At 68.3% G+C, this 17427-nt stretch carries 18 protein-coding genes; 11 read left to right on the plus strand and 7 right to left on the minus strand.

What is annotated here, in order from left to right:
- Window positions 1-28 precede the first annotated feature (28 nt).
- Window positions 29-580, plus strand: a complete 552-nt coding sequence (locus tag ACQW02_RS25160) for a methylated-DNA--[protein]-cysteine S-methyltransferase (RefSeq protein ID WP_431282656.1) — start codon at window positions 29-31, stop codon at window positions 578-580.
- Window positions 577-1551: a quinone oxidoreductase family protein gene (locus tag ACQW02_RS25165; protein WP_431282657.1), complete on the plus strand. Its 975-nt coding sequence runs from the start codon at window positions 577-579 to the stop codon at window positions 1549-1551. Before ACQW02_RS25160 ends, ACQW02_RS25165 begins: the two co-directional genes overlap by 4 nt.
- A gap of 118 nt (window positions 1552-1669) precedes the next feature.
- Here ACQW02_RS25165 and hemE read toward each other — a convergent pair whose 3' ends face one another.
- Window positions 1670-2716 (minus strand): uroporphyrinogen decarboxylase, encoded by a 1047-nt coding sequence (hemE, locus tag ACQW02_RS25170; RefSeq protein WP_431282658.1) that lies wholly within the window; start codon window positions 2714-2716, stop codon window positions 1670-1672.
- A 302-nt stretch (window positions 2717-3018) separates the two neighbouring features.
- Between hemE and ACQW02_RS25175 the strand changes: the two genes are divergently transcribed.
- Both ACQW02_RS25175 and ACQW02_RS25180 read left to right on the plus strand, forming a co-directional pair.
- Window positions 3019-3882: a pyruvate, water dikinase regulatory protein gene (locus ACQW02_RS25175; RefSeq protein ID WP_431282659.1), complete on the plus strand. Its 864-nt coding sequence runs from the start codon at window positions 3019-3021 to the stop codon at window positions 3880-3882.
- Entirely contained in the window at window positions 3879-4490 is a 612-nt protein-coding gene (locus tag ACQW02_RS25180; protein WP_431282660.1) for a Maf family protein, read from the plus strand. Before ACQW02_RS25175 ends, ACQW02_RS25180 begins: the two co-directional genes overlap by 4 nt.
- A gap of 6 nt (window positions 4491-4496) precedes the next feature.
- Here ACQW02_RS25180 and eutC read toward each other — a convergent pair whose 3' ends face one another.
- Both eutC and ACQW02_RS25190 read right to left on the minus strand, forming a co-directional pair.
- Window positions 4497-5210: an ethanolamine ammonia-lyase subunit EutC gene (gene eutC, locus ACQW02_RS25185; protein WP_431285969.1), complete on the minus strand. Its 714-nt coding sequence runs from the start codon at window positions 5208-5210 to the stop codon at window positions 4497-4499.
- Between the two features lie 32 nt (window positions 5211-5242).
- Entirely contained in the window at window positions 5243-6604 is a 1362-nt protein-coding gene (locus ACQW02_RS25190) for an ethanolamine ammonia-lyase subunit EutB (protein WP_431282661.1), read from the minus strand.
- A gap of 81 nt (window positions 6605-6685) precedes the next feature.
- Between ACQW02_RS25190 and ACQW02_RS25195 the strand changes: the two genes are divergently transcribed.
- The 3 genes from ACQW02_RS25195 to ACQW02_RS25205 are packed head-to-tail and all read left to right on the plus strand — an operon-like array spanning window position 6686 to window position 8806.
- The gene (locus tag ACQW02_RS25195) at window positions 6686-7219 is read left to right on the plus strand and encodes a thiamine pyrophosphate-binding protein (protein WP_431282662.1); all 534 of its coding nucleotides are present in this window, start codon (window positions 6686-6688) and stop codon (window positions 7217-7219) included.
- Complete coding sequence (locus ACQW02_RS25200) at window positions 7216-7830, plus strand: thiamine pyrophosphate-dependent enzyme (protein ID WP_431282663.1); 615 nt, start codon at window positions 7216-7218, stop codon at window positions 7828-7830. Before ACQW02_RS25195 ends, ACQW02_RS25200 begins: the two co-directional genes overlap by 4 nt.
- A gap of 4 nt (window positions 7831-7834) precedes the next feature.
- Complete coding sequence (locus tag ACQW02_RS25205) at window positions 7835-8806, plus strand: hydroxyacid dehydrogenase (protein ID WP_431282664.1); 972 nt, start codon at window positions 7835-7837, stop codon at window positions 8804-8806.
- Window positions 8807-9061: 255 nt separating this feature from the next.
- Here ACQW02_RS25205 and add read toward each other — a convergent pair whose 3' ends face one another.
- The 3 genes from add to ACQW02_RS25220 are packed head-to-tail and all read right to left on the minus strand — an operon-like array spanning window position 9062 to window position 12473.
- Window positions 9062-10144, minus strand: a complete 1083-nt coding sequence (gene add, locus ACQW02_RS25210; RefSeq protein WP_431282665.1) for an adenosine deaminase — start codon at window positions 10142-10144, stop codon at window positions 9062-9064.
- The gene (locus tag ACQW02_RS25215) at window positions 10144-11703 is read right to left on the minus strand and encodes an ABC transporter substrate-binding protein (protein WP_431282666.1); all 1560 of its coding nucleotides are present in this window, start codon (window positions 11701-11703) and stop codon (window positions 10144-10146) included. Before ACQW02_RS25215 ends, add begins: the two co-directional genes overlap by 1 nt.
- Window positions 11704-11759: 56 nt before the next feature.
- Window positions 11760-12473: an IclR family transcriptional regulator gene (locus ACQW02_RS25220; protein WP_431282667.1), complete on the minus strand. Its 714-nt coding sequence runs from the start codon at window positions 12471-12473 to the stop codon at window positions 11760-11762.
- Between the two features lie 153 nt (window positions 12474-12626).
- Between ACQW02_RS25220 and ACQW02_RS25225 the strand changes: the two genes are divergently transcribed.
- From ACQW02_RS25225 to ACQW02_RS25240, 4 genes are read left to right on the plus strand one after another with little or no spacing between them, the layout of a single operon-like run.
- A complete protein-coding gene (locus ACQW02_RS25225; protein ID WP_431282668.1) occupies window positions 12627-13304 on the plus strand; it encodes an RraA family protein in 678 nt (225 codons plus the stop codon).
- Between the two features lie 7 nt (window positions 13305-13311).
- Entirely contained in the window at window positions 13312-14304 is a 993-nt protein-coding gene (locus tag ACQW02_RS25230) for a hydroxyacid dehydrogenase (protein WP_431282669.1), read from the plus strand.
- A gap of 24 nt (window positions 14305-14328) precedes the next feature.
- The gene (locus tag ACQW02_RS25235; protein WP_431282670.1) at window positions 14329-15303 is read left to right on the plus strand and encodes a tripartite tricarboxylate transporter substrate binding protein; all 975 of its coding nucleotides are present in this window, start codon (window positions 14329-14331) and stop codon (window positions 15301-15303) included.
- The gene (locus tag ACQW02_RS25240; protein WP_431282671.1) at window positions 15294-16514 is read left to right on the plus strand and encodes an alpha-hydroxy acid oxidase; all 1221 of its coding nucleotides are present in this window, start codon (window positions 15294-15296) and stop codon (window positions 16512-16514) included. The genes ACQW02_RS25235 and ACQW02_RS25240 overlap by 10 nt, the downstream gene beginning before the upstream one ends.
- Before the next feature lie 122 nt (window positions 16515-16636).
- Here ACQW02_RS25240 and ACQW02_RS25245 read toward each other — a convergent pair whose 3' ends face one another.
- The gene (locus ACQW02_RS25245; RefSeq protein WP_431282672.1) at window positions 16637-17416 is read right to left on the minus strand and encodes an enoyl-CoA hydratase; all 780 of its coding nucleotides are present in this window, start codon (window positions 17414-17416) and stop codon (window positions 16637-16639) included.
- Window positions 17417-17427: the final 11 nt, after the last annotated feature.

A 17427-nucleotide genomic window follows, 5' to 3' on the forward strand; every position in this document is an offset into this window, starting at 1 on the left:
CTTTACAGCCAGACGGGCCGGACGCGCCATGCTTGACGAGTTGCGTGAAAAAGCGCCCAAACACGGTGATCAGGGCGCGATGCGACAAGCAAGTTTCCATACTCCCCTTGGTGAGATCACGCTCTTCTCCTCGGCCGATGGGCTGACGGCGCTGGAGTGGGGTCGTGGCGGCGGCGCAAGCCTGGACACGTCGGAACACCCGTTGCTGGCCGAAGCCAAACGGCAGTTCGACGCCTATTTCGACGGGCAGCTTTCGCAGTTCGACCTGCCGCTTGCCCCGGATGGGTCGCCATTCCAGCAACGGGTCTGGGCCTGCCTGCAAACGATTCCCCTCGGCCAGACGATGTCCTATGGCGAAGTCGCGGCCGTCGTGGGCACCGCCGCGCGCGCCATCGGGCAGGCGAATGCGCGCAATCCCTTGCCGATCCTGATTCCATGCCATCGGGTCACTGCCGGGCAAGGCCGCCTTGGTGGCTATTCCGGCGGCGATGGCGTTCAAACCAAGAAGTGGTTGCTGGCCCACGAAGACCGAATGAGCCGTGGGGTGTTTCGACTGCCTAACCAGGGAACGACAAGATGACCCATGCGATACGCATCCACCAGCATGGTGGCCCCGAGGTCCTTTCTTGGGATGAAGTGCCAACGCCAACCCCGCGGCCGGGTGAGGCCCTGGTCAGCCACCGCGCCGTCGGGCTGAACTACATCGACGTCTATTTCCGCACCGGGCTCTACAAACTGCCCTCCCTGCCCGCGACCATCGGGATGGAAGGCGCCGGCATCGTCGAGGCGATCGGCGAAGGCGTGACCGAGGTCGCCATCGGCGACCGCGTCGCCTATGCCTCCGGTCCGGTCGGCGCCTATGCCGAAACCCGCACCATCAAGGCTGATCGCCTGGTGAAGCTGCCCGATGGCATTTCCTTCGAACAGGGCGCGGCCATGATGCTGCAGGGGATGACGGCCCAATACCTGCTGCGCCGGACGTTTCGCGTGCAGGCGGGGCAGACCATCCTGGTCCATGCCGCGGCCGGCGGGGTCGGGCTGATCCTGGTGCAATGGGCCAAGGCCCTGGGCTGCACGGTCATCGGCACGGTGTCGACCCAGGCCAAGGCCGACCTGGCCCTGGCGCATGGCGCCGACCACATCGTGCTCAACAGCGAAGACCTGCCGACGCGCGTGAAGGACATCACCGGCGGTGCCATGCTGCCGGTCGTCTATGACAGCATCGGCAAGGACAGTTGGGATGCGTCGCTGTCCAGCCTTGCCCCGCTCGGCATGATGGTGTCCTACGGCAATGCCTCCGGGCCCGTGCCGCCCTTCGATATCGGCATCCTCGCGTCCAAGGGATCGCTCTACCTGACGCGCCCGACGCTCGCGACCTACACCGCCAAGCGCGAGGATATGGTCGCTTCGGCCGCCGACCTGTTTGCAGCGGTTGCATCCGGCGCCGTGAAGATCCGGGTCAACCAGACCTGGCCGCTGAAGGAAGCCGCTGCGGCCCATCGTGCCTTGGAAGCGCGTCAGACGACCGGAAGCACGCTTCTGATTCCCTGAATGGATCGGAATTTCCCCGGTTTGAAATCGTTTCCGGGGAAAATTCCCTGAAAATCATTCGCCACACGAGAATCATCGCGTGGCGAAGAAAATCCTGACTTTATATTATTTCGCCGGGCTATTTCCCGTCGGCCCGCACAATCTCCATCAGGCGCGCGACATGGTCCGGTGGCGTCTGGGGCACGATCCCATGGCCCAGGTTGAAGATCGCCGGGCGACCACGCAGCGCCTGCAACACACGCCGCGTCCCCGCCTCCAGCGCCGCCCCGCCAGCAACGACAGCCAGCGGATCCAGATTGCCCTGCACCGCGATCGACGCCGGAACCGCGCCCGCGGCCCAGGCCGGGTCCATCGACGTATCCATGGACACCCCCTGCACGCCCGTGCGGACGGCGTAGGCAGGCAGGGACGCCCCTGACATGCGGGGAAAGCCAATGATCGGGACATGGGGCCTGCTGGCCCTCAGAGCCGCCACAATGCGTGCCGTAGGCTCGACCACCCATCGGGCAAAACCATCCGGCGGCAAAACACCCGCCCAGGAATCGAACAATTGCAGGATTTCGGCGCCGGCATCGACCTGCGCCTCAAGATAGGCGACCGTCGAGGCCTCAAGGACCGCGATCAACTGGGCAAAAAGCACCGGATCGCGATGGGCCAGCAGCCGCGTGGCCGGAAATTCGCCGCCACCGCGGCCATCGACCATGTAGCAGGCGACCGTGAACGGGCTGCCGGCGAAACCGATCAGCGCCGTGCTCGGGAAATCGCGATCGAGCGCACCGCGCAGGCGACTGACCGTTTCCATGATCGGGGCCGCGCGGGCGGCGACCACCGTCGGGTCGAGTTTCGCCACGGCCACCGCATCGCGGATCGGCTCCAGCAGCGGCCCCTCGCCCTCGGCAAAGCGCAACGGCTGCCCCAGGGCCCATGGCACCATCAGGATATCGCTGAACAGGATCGCCGCGTCGAAGCCATAGCGGCGCAACGGCTGCAAGGTAACCTCGGCCGCCAGGGCGGGATTGGTGCAGAGCGCGATGAAATCCCCGGCCTGCGCCCGCAATTCGCGATACTCCGGCAGATAGCGCCCCGCCTGGCGCATCAACCAGGCGGGAGGTGGCCAGACGCTCTCACCTGAAAGCACGCGAAGCATCGGTTTGCCGGTTTGCATGCCGTTCTAATCCCTGAATTGAAGATAAGAAGAAAGATGGTAGTGATTTGTAGGCCCTGTGAATCATGGGGAGGCAATGCGCCCCTGATCGCTCCACAGGGTTCTGCACAAGGGAGGATGGCCGGAATGCCCAGTCCAAAGGCCGCCGAGGCGTCGATGTCCCGGGTTTGCCCCTCGACCCCCGCGAATCACGTCCCCAGGCGCTCGCTCCGCACGTCTTATCCCCATATCCGGCGGTCGCGATGTGGACCCGTCATGACTGTCCCCGTTATCCCCAGTTGCGGCTTCGAACCATCCCGGCAATGCCCCACCGCATGACAAACCTCCATCTCGTCTCCGACAGCACCGGGGACACGCTGAACTCCATGGCCCGCGCGGTTTTGGCACGGTTCGAGGAACCGATGGTCGTCCAGCACCGCTGGTCGCTGGTCCGCTCGCGGCTGCAACTCGACCGCGTGCTGGAAGGCATCCAGGCCGAACCTGGCCCCGTCCTTTTCACCCTGGTCGATCGCAGCCTGCGCCTGGCCTTGGAGGAATTATGCGCGCGATTGGGCGTGCGATGTCTTTCCGTGCTGGACCCGGTGCTCGACCTCATGCAGCAGGCGATCGGCGAACGCGCCCAGGCCAAGCGCGGCGCGCAGCATGTGATGGACGCCGATTACTTCCGCCGCATCGATGCCATGCACTACGTGCTGGCGCATGATGATGGGATGAGCACGGCCGGCGTGCATGATGCCGATGTGCTGCTGGTCGGCGTGTCCCGCAGCAGCAAGACGCCGACCTGCTTCTACCTCGCCAATCGCGGCATCAAGGCGGCCAATATCCCGCTGGTGCCCGGGGCCGTGCTGCCGATCGAATTGGATGCCATCGGTTGCCCGATCATCGGGCTGACCATCGACGCCGACAGCCTGATCGACATCCGCCGCCACCGGTTGCGGCTGATCGGCGCGGGTGGCGTGCGGCAGGACACCAATGACTACGTCGATCCTGACTCGGTAAAGGCCGAAATCCTGGCGGCCCGGCGCCTCTGCGGGGCGCGCGGCTGGCCGGTGATCGATGTGACCCGCCGGTCGATCGAGGAAACCGCGGCCACCGTGGTCCAGCTCATGGAGGCCTGGCACCAGCGCCGGCGTGATGCCAAGCAGGCAAAACCCCTCGCGTCATGATCCAGGCCGAGGATCCGCCGATCCTGCTGGCTTCGGCATCCGCCAGCCGCGCCGGTCTGCTGCGCGCCTCCGGCCTGGTGTTCGAAGCGCGCGCCGCGCATGTCGATGAAGACGCGCTGAAGGCCGCGGCCCTGGCCGAGGGCATGCCGGTCGCCGACACGGCGCTGATGCTGGCCGATGCCAAGGCGCGGCGCCTGGCCATGCGGGACCCCAATCTGCTGGTCATCGGCGGCGACCAGATGCTGGTCTGTGGCGATGATCGCTTCGACAAGCCGGCCGATCTGGCCGCGGCCCGGGCGCAGCTCATGGTCCTGCGCGGCAAAACCCACATGCTGCCGACCGCCATCGTCGTCTGGCGCCATGGCCGGCGCATCTGGCATCATGTGGCGACGCCGCGCATGACGATGCGCCAATTTTCCGACGCGGTGCTGGACGCGTATCTGGCGGCCGAAGGCGATGCGGTCTTGGCCTCGGTCGGCGGCTATCGCGTGGAAGGGCCCGGCATTCAGCTTTTTGAGCGGATCGAAGGCAGCCAGGACGAGATTCTGGGCCTTCCTATCCTGCCTCTCCTCGGCTTTCTGCGCCAACACGGGGTCCTGGCAGGATAACGACGCCTACCCCAAGGCCAAGGGCGCTTCCGGCTGTTCATCCTTCAGCGCGACGCCCGTCCCGGATTGCGCCCTGGCCCCGGCCAGCAGCCAGGCGATTTTCGCCGCCGCCGCCGGCGGCGACAGGCCGCCCGGGCGGATGTTGCTGATGCAATTGCGCTCCGCATCCGTCCGCCCGACCCGCGGCCCCCAGGTCAGATACGCCCCCAGGCTATCGGTCGAGGACAATCCCGGCCTCTCCCCGATCAGCATCACCACCGCCAAGGCCCCCAAGGCGCCGCCGATCTCGTCGCCCAAGGCGACCCGCGCCTGTTCCGCCACGACGAAGGGTCCGGGCACAAATCCCAGACGGCGCAGGGGGTCCAGCAAGGCCGAGACAACCGCGACGGCCTGCGCCTGGACGCCAAGCGCGCAAAGACCATCGGCGGCGACGAAGACCACGGCGCCGGGATGTGCCGATGCCTCCAGCACGCCCAGGTCCGCCGGGCGCAACCGCCGCCCCTGGTCCGGCCGCAGCAGATAGCTTCGCCGGTCCACTGCCTGGCTCGCGACGCGCAGGATCGGCAGGTCCAGGCTGGCGGCCTCGGCCACCAGCGCCGCCGCGTCCAGCGCCGACCATACCGCGTCGCGCGCCGCCGCATGATCGGCCTGGAAGGCCAAATGCGATGCGGTCGGCACCGCATTGCCGGCCCGCCCCAGTGCGACCCGCGCCGTGGTCATCCCCCGCAGGTCGCGCCAAAGGCGCGGCGCGGTCACGGCAAGGCTTTCAACAGCCGGGACGGCAGGGCGCCCGTATCGCTGCTCGGCGCCACGCCATTGCGCGCCAGCCAGGCAGCGAATTCCGGCGCGGGCTGCCGGCCCAGCAGCGCGCGGGCATAAAGCCCGTCGTGGAAGGATGTCGATTGATAGGCCAGCATCACGTCATCCGCGCCGGCCACACCCATCACATAGGTTACGCCCGCGGCCCCCAGCAAGGTCAGCAGCGCGTCCATGTCATCCTGGTCGGCCTCGGCATGGTTCGTGTAGCAAACATCCACCCCCATCGGCAGGCCGAGGAGTTTGCCGCAGAAATGATCCTCCAGCCCTGCCCGGATGATCTGCTTGCCGTCGTAGAGGTATTCCGGCCCGATGAAGCCGACGACGCTGTTGACCAGCAGCGGATCGAAGGCCCGGGCGACGGCATAGGCGCGCGTCTCGATCGTTTGCTGGTCGACGCCGTGATGGGCATTGGCCGATAGCGCGCTGCCCTGGCCGGTTTCGAAATACATCACGTTGCGGCCGAGCGTGCCGCGACCCAGGGCCAAGGCCGCTGCCCGCGCCTCGGCCAAGAGCGGCAGGGTGACGCCAAAGGACTCGTTGGTGCCCTGCGTGCCGCCGATGGACTGGAACACCAGGTCCACCGGCGCGCCGCGCTGCATCGCCAGCATGGTGGTGGTGACATGCGACAAGACACAGGTCTGCGTCGGGATATCCAGCCGGTCCCTGACTCCGTCCAGCAACTCCAACAGCCGGCACAGGGTTTCGACATTGTCGGTCGCGGGATTCACCCCGATCACCGCATCCCCGGCGCCGAGCATCAGCCCATCCAGGATCTGTGCCGCGACACCGCGCGGATCATCCACGGGGTCGTTCGGTTGCAGGCGGATCGACAGCGTTCCCGCCAGGCCCAAGGTGTTGCGGAAGCGCGAGATCACCCGGCATTTCGCCGCCACCGCGACCAGATCCTGCAGGCGCATGATCTTTGATACCGCGGCGACCATCTCCGGCGTCAGCCCGGGGCGGATACGGGTCAACGCCGCTTCATCGACGGTCAGCAGCCAATCGCGAAACCCACCCACCGTCAGGCTGGCGATCGGCGCAAAGGCGATACGGTCGTGGCTGTCGATGATCAGCCGCGTCACGTCGTCGGATTCATACGGGACCACGACCTCGTGCAGAAAATGCCGCAGCGGCAGATCGGCCAACGCATGCTGTGCCGCGACCCGCTCCATCGCGCTGTCCGCCGCGACGCCGGCCAGCGCATCGCCACTGCGCAGCGGCGTCGCGCGCGCCATCAGCATGCGCAGATCATCGAAGACGAAACGCGTGCCGGCGATGGTATGGGCGAATGCCATTCTGACCCTCCGGGCCCCTCGGGCCATGGACACATGCCCTGACCGAGGGGAGGATCGCGCAAACTGCACCTTGGGGGAACCATGCATCCGGACGCCGGCCAAACCGAGAACTGGCCCGATGGCCTGTTCGCGCTGCTGGAAGCGCACAAGATCCGGCAGGTGGTGGTCGTGCCCGATGCCGGGCATGCGCGGCTGATCCGCAGGGTCCAGGCCTCCAACACCATGCGCCTGATCCCGCTGACGACCGAGGAAGAGGGCATTGCCGTCCTCGGCGGCGCCTGGCTGGGCGGGCAGCGTGGCGTGGTGCTGATGCAATCCTCTGGCGTCGGCAATTGCATCAACATGCTGTCGCTGGCCGCGACCTGCCGGTTTCCCGTGCCGATGCTGATCACGATGCGGGGCGATTTCGGCGAATTCAACCCGTGGCAGGTGCCGATGGGCCAGGCGACGCCGGCCGTGCTGGAAGCCATGGGCTGCATCACCCATCGCGCCGATACGCCGGAAGATGTCGTGCCCATCGCCGATGCGACATTGCGGCTTGCCTTCAACACCTATCGCGCCACCGCCTGCCTGATCGGGCAGCGCGTGCTGGGCGCCAAGACTTTTGGGAAATGAGCGCCATGGTGGAGGTTTCGGCCGCCGGCCTGCTGCATCGTCGCAGCGTCGTGCCGGCGCTTCTGGAGGATCGCGGCGATCTGCTGGTGATCGCCGGCCTGGGCGCGCCAGCCTGGGATATCACCGCCGCGGGCGACCATCCGCTGTCCTTCCCGCTCTGGGGCGCGATGGGCGGTGCCGCGCTGATCGGCCTGGGCCTGGCCCTGGCGCAGCCCGACAAGCGCGTGCTTGTGCTGACCGGCGATGGCGAAATGCTGATGGGCATCGGTGCGCTCGCCACCATCGCGGTGCAGGCGCCAAGAAATCTGTCGATCGTGGTGCTGGACAATGAGCGCTACGGCGAAACCGGTGGCCAGATGACGCATACCGGGCTCGGCGTGGATTTGAACGGCATGGCCACGGCCGCCGGGATCCCGGCGGTGCGGCGGGTCAGCAAGCCGGATGAGATCGCCGCCCTGCGGGAGACGATCCACACCGGCATCGGTCCCTTCTTCGCGACCGTGAAGATCGACCCCGAAACCCTGCCGCTGGCGCTGCCGCCGCGCGATGGCGCTGTCCTCACCACCCGCTTTCGCGGCGCGCTTCTGGGCGACGCGGCCCATCTGGAGTAGCCCCATGCCCCATGTGTTGATGCTGCGTTCCATCCACCCGGACGCCATGGCGAGCCTGCATGCCGCGGGCTGCACGACCGAGGTCCTGGAATTCCCCGACGCGCGGAACATGGCCGAAGCCCTGCCGCGCGCCGATGCGGTCACCGTGCGCCTGACGCCGATCACCGCGGCGGTGATGGATGCCGCACCCAACCTGCGCATCATCGCGCGGCACGGCGTCGGCTTCGACAGCGTGGACATCCCCGCCGCCACGGCGCGCGGCATCCCCGTCACCATCACGCCCGATGCCAATGCGCAAAGCGTCGCCGAACACGCGATGATGCTGCTGCTGTCCTGCGCCCGGCAAACCCGTGTCTATGACGCGCGGCTGCGGGGCTGCGGCTGGGGCCAGGTGGCGGAGGCACCGACCTTCGACCTCGCCGGCCGCAGCATCCTGGTGCTGGGCTTTGGTCGCATCGGCGGGCGCGTCGCGCGGCTCTGCGCCGCCTTCGGGATGCGCGTGCTGGTGCACGACCCCTATATCCCGCAGAACACCATCAAGGGCGCAGGCTTCATCCCCGTGGCCGACCTGCACGCCGGCCTGGCCGAGGCCGATATGGTGACTTTGCACGTGCCCTCCAGCGAAGCCACGCGACGCATGATCGATGCGCCCTTCCTGGCCGCGATGAAGCCGGGCGGCGCCTTTGTGAATACCGCGCGCGGCACGCTGGTGGACGAGGCCGCCCTGCACGCCGCGCTGACCAACGGCCACCTGGCCTGCGCCGGGCTGGATGTGTTCGAGACAGAGCCCGTGCCGGCGCCAATCCCGCTGTTCGACCTGCCGAATGTCACCGTGTCGCCGCACTCCGCCGCCAGCACGGCACAAGGCATGCAACGCATGGCGATGTCTTGCGCTGAAAGCATCCTGGCGACCTTTGCCGGGACACTGACACCGGATGTCTGCGTGAACCCGGACGTCCTGCGGCGGAACGCGTAGACGAAGAGACGGGTGGCGCCTTGAGAGGGGCTTTGCCCCTCTCAAACTCTCCCCACCAAGGGGCCGTGGCCCCTTGGAACCCACGGCGTTTGGCAAGAGAAAGAGAGGGGCATGGTGCGCCCTTGCCCAGGGGCGTTTCAGCGACGCCCCTCTCTTTCTCTTGCCAATACATCGCGCCGGTCCAGGGGCGGCGGCCCCTGGTGGGGGAGGTGTGGAGGGGGCGAAGCCCTCTCCACGGCGCAACCTCCCGTCCTGCTAACCCCGCGTCACCGCAAGCTCCACCACGCGGTCTTCCGGGTCCAAGTCCCGCTCCAGCGCATCCAGCGTCGCGACGAATTCACTGCGCAATGCCGCCTTGCGCGCCTCCGGCAACCAGGAGGCTTCGACGCCTGCCAGGCTCAGCCGGCGCGCCTCCGCCCCGCGCCAGCCCAGGTCGGCGAAGACCGTGCGCCACGAATGCCCCATCGTGGTGCCGAAGATCGTCGGGTCATCGGTGCCGAGCGTGATGTTCAGCCCCGCATCGTACATCGCCTTGATACGTTGGCGCCGCGGCGCGCGGTTCCAGGTCAGGCCGGACCAGCAGGCCATGGTGAAGGGCACCTGGTCTTGCACCGCGCGCTGCACCACCGCCGGATCGGCCAGGATGTTGTAGCCATGGTCCAGCCGGTCGCAGCCCAGCGCGTCGCGGCATTGCGTGTAATGGGTGGGCGGCGCCTCGAACAGGCTCTGGTTGTCTTCGCAGACATGTGCGGTGCGGCGGAAACCGGATCGTCCCGCCTGGCGCCAGGCCTCGACCCAAAGCAACGGCGGCCCGGCGCGTTCGGCGCCATCCAGTCCGATGCCGACCACCTTCGGCCGCGGGTATTGCGCCATCCATTCCAGCATCTGCAACGCTTCCGACGGCAGGCAGACGCTGCGGTCGATGCAGGCGATCAGCAGGGAGGACACGCCAAAATCATGCTCGGCCCGCTCCAGCCCCTCGATCAGCCCATCGACGATCTCGGGATAGGCCACGCCGTTCGGTGTGAAGTAATGCGGGTTGAAGAAGATTTCCGCATGACGGACGTTGCCGTGGCGGTGCAGGTCTTCGATGCATTCATAAGCCACGCGGGCAAAATCCCGCGGCGTGGCGAGCGCCAGCGCCGCCAACCGCAGTGCATCGAGGAATTCGTAGAAGGTCGTGAACTGGTAAAGCTCGGTTGCCGGCTTCGGCAACCGCAATTCATTCAGGAAGGCGAGGTCATCCAGCGTCTCGGGCCGGATCGCGCCGGCGATGTGCAGGTGCAATTCCACCTTCGGCACGGCATCGAGGTAGTCGGAGAAGGAGAGTTTCGTCATCAGTTGCGGCTCATGTTCCACAGGAACATCGCCGGCCCGTCCAGCACGCCCGTCAAATTCGCGCGCCAGGCGCTGGCGGCGGTGAACTGGCCGAGCGGCATGTAGAACCCGCCCTCCGCCGCGCGGCGATGGATTTCGGTCGCGATGCGCAGCCTTTCGGCCGCATCCGGCGCGCGCGCGAATTCCATGCGCAGCCGCTCCACCTCATCATCCTTCGGCCAGCCGGCGAAACCGGCGGGAAACCCCGCGCCATTGAGGAAAGGGTTCAGCAACGGCGACTGCATATCCGGCACCGTGTTGGTCGTATGCGCGATGTTCCAGCCCTCCGGCCGCGCGCGCCGGCCAAAATAGGTGTTGAGGTCCATCGCCTGCAGATCGACGCGCAGCCCGATCTGCGTCAGCAACGCCTGCGACACCAGGCCCAGCGCCGCGATCCCCGGCGCATCGGCTGGATGGATGATGACGACGGGGCGCGACAGGTCCGCGCCGCTGTCCCGCAGCATCCGCCGCGCACCCTCCAGGTCGGGCGTCATCGGCATGCCCGCCGTGGTTTCCAGCGGCGTGCCGCAGCCATACATGCTGCGGCATTCCCGCGCATATTCGGGCCGCCCGGCCACGGCGGCCAGGTAGTCGGCCTGGTCCACCGCCAGCATCACCGCGCGCCGCACGGCAGGATTGTCGAAGGGCGGGTGCAGGTGGTTGAAGCGCAGCAGCCCCTGGAAGCCATAGTGCGACACGGTCGCGACCCGCACCGCCCGGTTGCGCTCCAGCACCGGCAGCACATCGGCCGGCAGGCGTTCGACGTAGTCGATCTCACCCGTCGTCAGCGCGCTGACCTGGGTCGAGACATCGGGCAGCGCCAGCAATTCCACCCGTTCCATCCGCGCGACCTTGCCGCCGCTGGCCCAGACCGCCGGCTCGGACCTCGGGCGATACCCCGCGTGGCGCTGCACGACGATGCGGTCGCCCGGGACGTATTCTTCCGCGACGAAGCGATAGGGACCGCTGCCCATCACCTGCGGGATCTGCTGCGTCGGCGATGTCGCCGCCAGCCGCGCCGGCATCATCGCCGGCACCATCGCGCCGGGCTTGGCCAGCGCTTCCAGCACCAGGCCAAAGGGTTCGCGCAGCATCAGGCGAAAGGTCTTTGGGTCCACCACGTCGATCGAGGCCGTGGCCCGCATCAAGGCCCCGCCCAGCGCATCGCGGGCACCCCACCTTCGCAGGCTGGCCACGCAATCCTCGGCCGTGACGGCGGTGCCATCGTGCCAGGTCAGCCCGTCGCGCAGCGTAAACGTCCAGCTCATGCCGTCGTCGCTGCGGGTGAAGCGATCGACCATCTGCGGCGTCGGTTCCCAGCGGTCGTTCACGGCAAACAGCGTGTCGAACACCAGATAGGCGAAGTCGCGCGTGGTGAAGCTGGTGGTGAAATGCGGGTCCAGCACGCGGGTCAGGGTCTCGGGCGCGACACGCAGCGTATTGGCCCGTGTCGGCACTTGGGCCAAAGCGGGCGTGGCGATCACCAGGGCAGCCAGCAGGCTCAGGCCAGGACGCAGCATCGACGGGGGCACTCCAAGGGCGCGAAAGCCTGGATGCGCCCGGCAGCCCCTGTCAATCAGCGCGGCGCCTGCCCGCCCAGCACGCGCGTCAAACCCATGGCCGCATCCCGCAGCGTGTCCGCATAGCCCGCCGCCGCCTCCCGCGTCAGCCGCGTGACCGGGCCGGTGATCGTCAGCGCCCCGGCAAAGCCTTCACCCGGCCCAAACACGGGCATCGACATGCTGGCGGTATGCGGATCGTTCGCCCCGGCGGTGTAGAGCGGCAGCGCGACCGTCGCGGCATCCGGCGGCAGCGGCACCGCGCCAAAGATCCGCAGCACCTGCGCGATGCCGGAGCTGTCCATCGGCAGCAGATCGCCCTCGCGCACATGCAAGCGCAGCATGTGGGGGGAATCCACCCGGAACAGGCATTGGCGATACGCCCCGCGCCGGATGTAGAAGGACGCACTTTCCCCCGTCGCGGCGACCAGGGCTTCCAGCACCCGCATCACATGCGGCTCCAACCGGAATGATTGCTGGTAGATCCCGCCCAGCCGCAGCACCTCGGCATCCAGCCGATAGGAGCCGTCCGGCAAATGCGCGAGGAAGCCGCATGCCTCCAGCGAGATCGCCAGGCGCATGATCGTGCTCTTCACCAGCCCGGTGCGCTCGGCCAGTTCGGCCAGGCTGACCGCCGCATCGCCCTTGCGGAAGGCGGCCAGGATGCGCAGGGCGCGCTCGGCGGCCGCGACGCCCTCAAGGGCCGGCTTCGGGCGACTGGTTTTGGTCATGGCGTTACGGTTACGGCCCTGGCGGGGCGTGAGCAAGCCAGCCATGTCGTTCCGTCATGGTGATCCATTTTCGCCTTGCGCCCTCCATCGGGCGTGATATTTCGAAATCGCGTTTCGTTTTTACCAAATATGCGCAGGGATGGAGAGAACCAAATGCCGTCAGGCTTCAGGATCGCGACGCGTTCGCGCCAGGTGAGCGCCGATCTGGCCGAGCGCTTCCGCGCTCTCCCCGTCGCCAATGTCAGCGACAACATGTCCCGCATCACCGCCGGCGGCCCGCGCCTGCGCCCCATGCACAATGGCGACGTCATGTCCGGCCCGGCGCTGACGGTGAAAACCCGCCCCGGCGACAACCTGATGATCCATAAGGCGATCCTGCTGGCCCAGCCCGGCGACGTGATCGTGGTCGATGCCGGCGGCGACCTGACCAACGCCCTGATCGGCGACCTGATGCTGGCGCAGATGGTCTATCGCAAGCTGGGCGGCATCGTGATCAACGGCGCCATCCGCGACAGCGCCACCATCCGCGAACAGGATTTCCCCGTCTTCGCCGCCGGCGTGACGCATCGCGGCCCCTACAAGGACGGCCCGGGCGAAATCAACCTGCCCATCGCGATCGACGGCATGGTGATCGAGGCCGGCGACCTGATCATCGGTGACCCCGACGGGCTGCTCTGCGTGCCCTTCGACGTGGCCGAACAGGTCTATGCCGCCTCCGTCGCCAAGCAGGCCGCCGAACATCGCCAGGTCGCCAATATCAAGGCCGGCACGCATGACGCCGCCTGGGTCGATGCCGCCCTGCGCCGGCTCGGCTGCGAAGGGCTGGACTGATCCCGACATGGCCAATCCCGTCGTTCTCATCACCGCGGCCAAGCTGGCGCCCGACGCCCTGGCGATGCTGGAACAGGCCGGGCTGACCCCGGTCCTGACCGCCGGCTATCCGGAGGAGCCGGAACTCCTCGCCGCGATCGCCCTGCACCGCCCGATCGCCATCCTGCACCGCCAGGGCCTCATCACCTCCAAGGTGCTGGACGCGGCCCTGCCGGATGTGCGCGTGGTGGCGCGCCATGGCGCGGGCGTGGATGGCATCGACCTGGCCGCCGCCGCCGCCCGTGGCGTGACCGTGACGCGCGCGGCGGGGGCCAATTCGCGCTCCGTCGCCGAACACGCCATGGCGCTGCTGCTGACCATGCTGAAGGACCTGCCCGACGTCACCGCCAAGATGCGCGCCGGCCTGTGGGAAAAGACCTCCCGCATGACGCGCGACATCGACGGCATGGTGATCGGCATCGTCGGCCATGGCGCCATCGGCTCCAAGGTCGCGCGCATGGCCAGCGCCTTCGGCATGCAGGTCCTGGCCTGGGATCCGCTGCTGCCCGCCGGCCCGCTGCCCGGCCCGGCCAAACGTGTCGACACCCTGCCAGACCTGCTGGCGCGGGCCGAGGTGCTCAGCCTGCATTGCCCGCTGGACGCATCGTCGCGCGGCATGATCGGTGCCGCCGAACTCGCCCTGCTGCCGCGCGGCGCCATCCTGGTGCATACCGCGCGCGGCGGCATCGTCGACCAGGCGGCGCTGCTGGCGGCACTGGATTCCGGCCACCTGGCCTGGGCCGGCGTCGATGTCTTCGCCAAGGAACCGCTGGAGGCGGACAGCCCCCTGCGCCAGCATCCGCGCGTGGTGCCGACGCCGCACCTGGCCGCCAATACCCCACGCGGTGCCGTCGCCATGGCGAGCGGTGCCGCCGAATGCATCATCGCGGTCCTGGCCGGCCGCGCCCCGGCGCTGGAGGGCGCCGTCGTCGTGCCCGGCGGGCTGCCCGCCGCCGCCTAGCGCCATCACGGAGGAACGTCCAAAATGAACAAGAACATCAATCGCCGCGGTCTCCTGGCCGCCGGTGCCGCCCTGGCCCTGCCTTGCCCCGCCCTGGCGCAAACCGCCTGGCCCGCCGGCCGCCCGATCGAGGTCATCGTCGGCTTCGCCCCGGGCGGCGGCACCGATGTCATGGTGCGCGTGCTTGCCACCTTCCTCGCGGCCGAACTCCCCGGCGCCAATTTCGTCGTGCAGAACCGCGCCGGCGCGGGGGGTGAAACCGCCTATGTGGCGCTGCAAGCGGCCCGGCCGGATGGCTACACCATCGGCGCGATCAACACGCCGGGCTACCTGTCCGTGCCCGTCTCCCGCCCCGTGCGCTACGACCGCACGAAGATTCGCCCGATCGCGCGGCTGGTCGACGACCCGACCGCCTTCGTGGTCCGCCAGACCTCGCCCTATCGCAGCCTGCGCGACCTGGTGGAGGCCGCCCGCCGCGCCCCGGGCACGATCAGCGTCGGCTCTTCCGGCGTCGGCACCGACGACCATCTGGGGCTGACCTTGTTGCAGGCGGCCTCCGGCACGGAATTCATCCATGCGCCCTATGCCGGCGCCGGCCTCGTGAAGAACGCGGTCCTGGCCGGGCATATCGATGTCGGCGGGCTGAACCTGGGTGAGATCGGCGTCCTCGGCCAGGAGAACCCGCCGCTGCGCGCCCTGGCCGCGATGGGCGAACAGCGCTGGGACCTGATGCCGACCGTGCCGACCTTCCGCGAGGAAGGGTTCGATGTGCTGATGACCAGCGAACGTGGCTTCGCCGCCCCGCGTGGCATCCCCGACGACGTCGCCGCCCGCCTGCAGGACGCCATCGCGCGGGTGGTGGTCAAGCCGGAATGGCAGGAGAAGGCGCGCCAGTTGGAACTGCCGATGGCCTACCTGCCCGGCGCCGAATGGGAAGCGCAGATGCCGGCGCAGGAAGCGCGGTATCGCCGTATCTGGGAAACCACGCCTTGGAACTGAACGGCGCACCGACCCCGCCGTTCCGGACGGCGGCCAAGTCGGTGCCGCGACGCCTGCGGGGCATCCTGGCGCTGGATGATTTCGAGGTCGCGGCGCGGCGCCACCTGCCGCGCCCGATTTTTGGCTATGTCGCAGGTGCCGCCGAAACCAACGCCACCCTGGCCGACAACCGCGCGGTCTTCACCGAATGGGGCTTTGCCCCGCGCGTGCTGGCCGATGTGTCGCAGCGGTCGCAGGCCACCACCCTGTTCGGCCAGGCCTACGCCGCCCCCTTCGGCATCGCGCCGATGGGCATGGGCGCACTGATCGCCTATCGCGGCGACCTCGTGCTCGCGCGCGGCGCGGCGGATGCGCATATCCCGATGATCATGAGCGGATCCTCGCTGATCCGGCTTGAGGAGGTCGCGGCCGCCGCCCCCGGTTCCTGGTTCCAGGCCTACCTGCCCGGCGAACCCGCGCGGATCGCGGCGCTGGTGGACCGCGTCGCCCGCGCCGGCTTCGGCACGCTGGTGCTGACGGTCGATACGGCGGTGCTGGCGAACCGCGAGAACAATATCCGCACCGGCTTCTCCACCCCGCTGCGCCCCAGCCTGCGCCTGGCCTGGGACGGCATCACCCATCCCCGCTGGTCGCTCAACACCTTCCTGCGCACGCTCACGCGCCACGGGATGCCGCATTTCGAGAATTCCTACGCCGAGCGCGGCGCGCCCATCGTGGCGCGGAACATCGCCCGCGACTTCAGCATGCGCGACCACCTGAACTGGACGCACCTGCAACAGATCCGCCGGCAGTGGCAGGGCCGCCTGGTGGTCAAGGGCATCATGAACCCGGCCGATGCCCGCATCGCCTGCGACAGCGGCGTGGATGGCATCATCGTGTCCAACCACGGCGGGCGGCAGTTGGATGGCACCGTGTCACCCCTGCGCGTCCTGCCGGAGGTGGTCGCCGTGGCGGGCAATATCCCGGTGATGCTGGACAGCGGGTTGCGCCGTGGCACGGATGTGCTGAAGGCGATGGCCCTGGGCGCGAGCTTCGTCTTCGTCGGCCGGCCCTTCGTCTACGCCGCGGCGATCGGCGGCGCGGCGGGCGTGACCCATTGCATCAACCTGCTGGGCGCCGAGATCGACCGCGACATGGGCCTGCTTGGCATCAACAGCCTGGCGGAGCTGCGGCCCGAGACATTGCGCAGGATGGGCTCCGCCCTGGCGTGACGACCGCGTGTGCCGGGGCTAGACCGCGATGGGGTCGCATTCGCTCACGCATCGCGGTCTAGCTTGTTGTTTTGTCGCGTGATTCAGCCCTGCGGCGCATTCGCGCCTGCGGCCGTCACGGACTAACGCCCTGTCCACACCGGCGGACGCCGCGTCAGGAACGCATCCACGCCCTCCGCGAAATCGGCGCTGGTGAAGCACATGGTCACCAGATCGTCCCCCGGCACCCCATGCGCCGCCTCGCGCAGCCGGCGCAGCGCTTCTTTGGTCGCGCGCAGGGTCAGCGGCGCGTGGCCGGCGATGGTCGTCGCCAGGGCGCGGGCGCGTTCGGCCAGCGCCTCGGGCGTGTCCAGGACTTCGCTGAGCAACCCCGCCGCCAGGGCTTCCGGCGCCTCCATCAACCGCGCGGTGAACACAAGGTCGGTCAGCCGCGCCGGCCCGATCAAGGCGGCGAAGCGCGCGTAGTTCGACATCGACAGGCAATTGCCCAGGGTGCGCGCGATCGGCAGCCCGATCTTTGCATTCGCCGACCCCAGCCGCAGGTCGCAGACCCCCGCGATGGCGGCCCCGCCGCCCGTGCAGGCCCCCGCGATCGCCGCGATCACGGGCTTGGGGCACAATTCGATCGCGGTCAGCACGCGGTCGATCCGCGCCTCGTAATCCAGCGCATCCTGCGGCGTCGCAAACGACCGAAACTGGTTGATGTCGGTGCCGGCGGCAAAGGCCTTGCCCCCCGCGCCGGTGATGATCCAGACCTTGATGGCATCGTCTTCCGCCACGCGCCGGGCCATGGCCGCGAGGCCCTCGTACATCGGGAAGGTCATCGCATTGCGCGCCTGCGGGCGGTTCAATGTCGATACCGCGATGCCGTCGCGGATGTCTTCCAGCAGTTCGGCGTCCATTCTATCGCTTC

Origin of the sequence: Humitalea sp. 24SJ18S-53, from assembly GCF_050632385.1 — a bacterium.
Lineage (GTDB): Bacteria > Pseudomonadota > Alphaproteobacteria > Acetobacterales > Acetobacteraceae > Humitalea.

Bases quoted from the DNA above. Each gene is read 5' to 3' on its own strand.
- ACQW02_RS25190 (WP_431282661.1), bottom strand. From the start codon at position 6,604: ATGGCATTCGCCCATACCATCGCCGGCACGCGTTTCGTCTTCGATGAT.
- ACQW02_RS25165 (WP_431282657.1), top strand. From the start codon at position 577: ATGACCCATGCGATACGCATCCACCAGCATGGTGGCCCCGAGGTCCTT.
- ACQW02_RS25235 (WP_431282670.1), top strand. From the start codon at position 14,329: ATGAACAAGAACATCAATCGCCGCGGTCTCCTGGCCGCCGGTGCCGCC.
- ACQW02_RS25205 (WP_431282664.1), top strand. From the start codon at position 7,835: ATGCCCCATGTGTTGATGCTGCGTTCCATCCACCCGGACGCCATGGCG.
- ACQW02_RS25245 (WP_431282672.1), bottom strand. From the start codon at position 17,416: ATGGACGCCGAACTGCTGGAAGACATCCGCGACGGCATCGCGGTATCG.
- hemE (WP_431282658.1), bottom strand. From the start codon at position 2,716: ATGCAAACCGGCAAACCGATGCTTCGCGTGCTTTCAGGTGAGAGCGTC.
- add (WP_431282665.1), bottom strand. From the start codon at position 10,144: ATGACGAAACTCTCCTTCTCCGACTACCTCGATGCCGTGCCGAAGGTG.
- ACQW02_RS25230 (WP_431282669.1), top strand. From the start codon at position 13,312: ATGGCCAATCCCGTCGTTCTCATCACCGCGGCCAAGCTGGCGCCCGAC.
- ACQW02_RS25175 (WP_431282659.1), top strand. From the start codon at position 3,019: ATGCCCCACCGCATGACAAACCTCCATCTCGTCTCCGACAGCACCGGG.
- ACQW02_RS25220 (WP_431282667.1), bottom strand. From the start codon at position 12,473: ATGACCAAAACCAGTCGCCCGAAGCCGGCCCTTGAGGGCGTCGCGGCC.
- eutC (WP_431285969.1), bottom strand. From the start codon at position 5,210: ATGACCACGGCGCGGGTCGCACTGGGGCGGGCCGGCAATGCGGTGCCG.
- ACQW02_RS25215 (WP_431282666.1), bottom strand. From the start codon at position 11,703: ATGCTGCGTCCTGGCCTGAGCCTGCTGGCTGCCCTGGTGATCGCCACG.
- ACQW02_RS25225 (WP_431282668.1), top strand. From the start codon at position 12,627: ATGCCGTCAGGCTTCAGGATCGCGACGCGTTCGCGCCAGGTGAGCGCC.
- ACQW02_RS25200 (WP_431282663.1), top strand. From the start codon at position 7,216: ATGAGCGCCATGGTGGAGGTTTCGGCCGCCGGCCTGCTGCATCGTCGC.
- ACQW02_RS25195 (WP_431282662.1), top strand. From the start codon at position 6,686: ATGCATCCGGACGCCGGCCAAACCGAGAACTGGCCCGATGGCCTGTTC.
- ACQW02_RS25160 (WP_431282656.1), top strand. From the start codon at position 29: ATGCTTGACGAGTTGCGTGAAAAAGCGCCCAAACACGGTGATCAGGGC.
- ACQW02_RS25180 (WP_431282660.1), top strand. From the start codon at position 3,879: ATGATCCAGGCCGAGGATCCGCCGATCCTGCTGGCTTCGGCATCCGCC.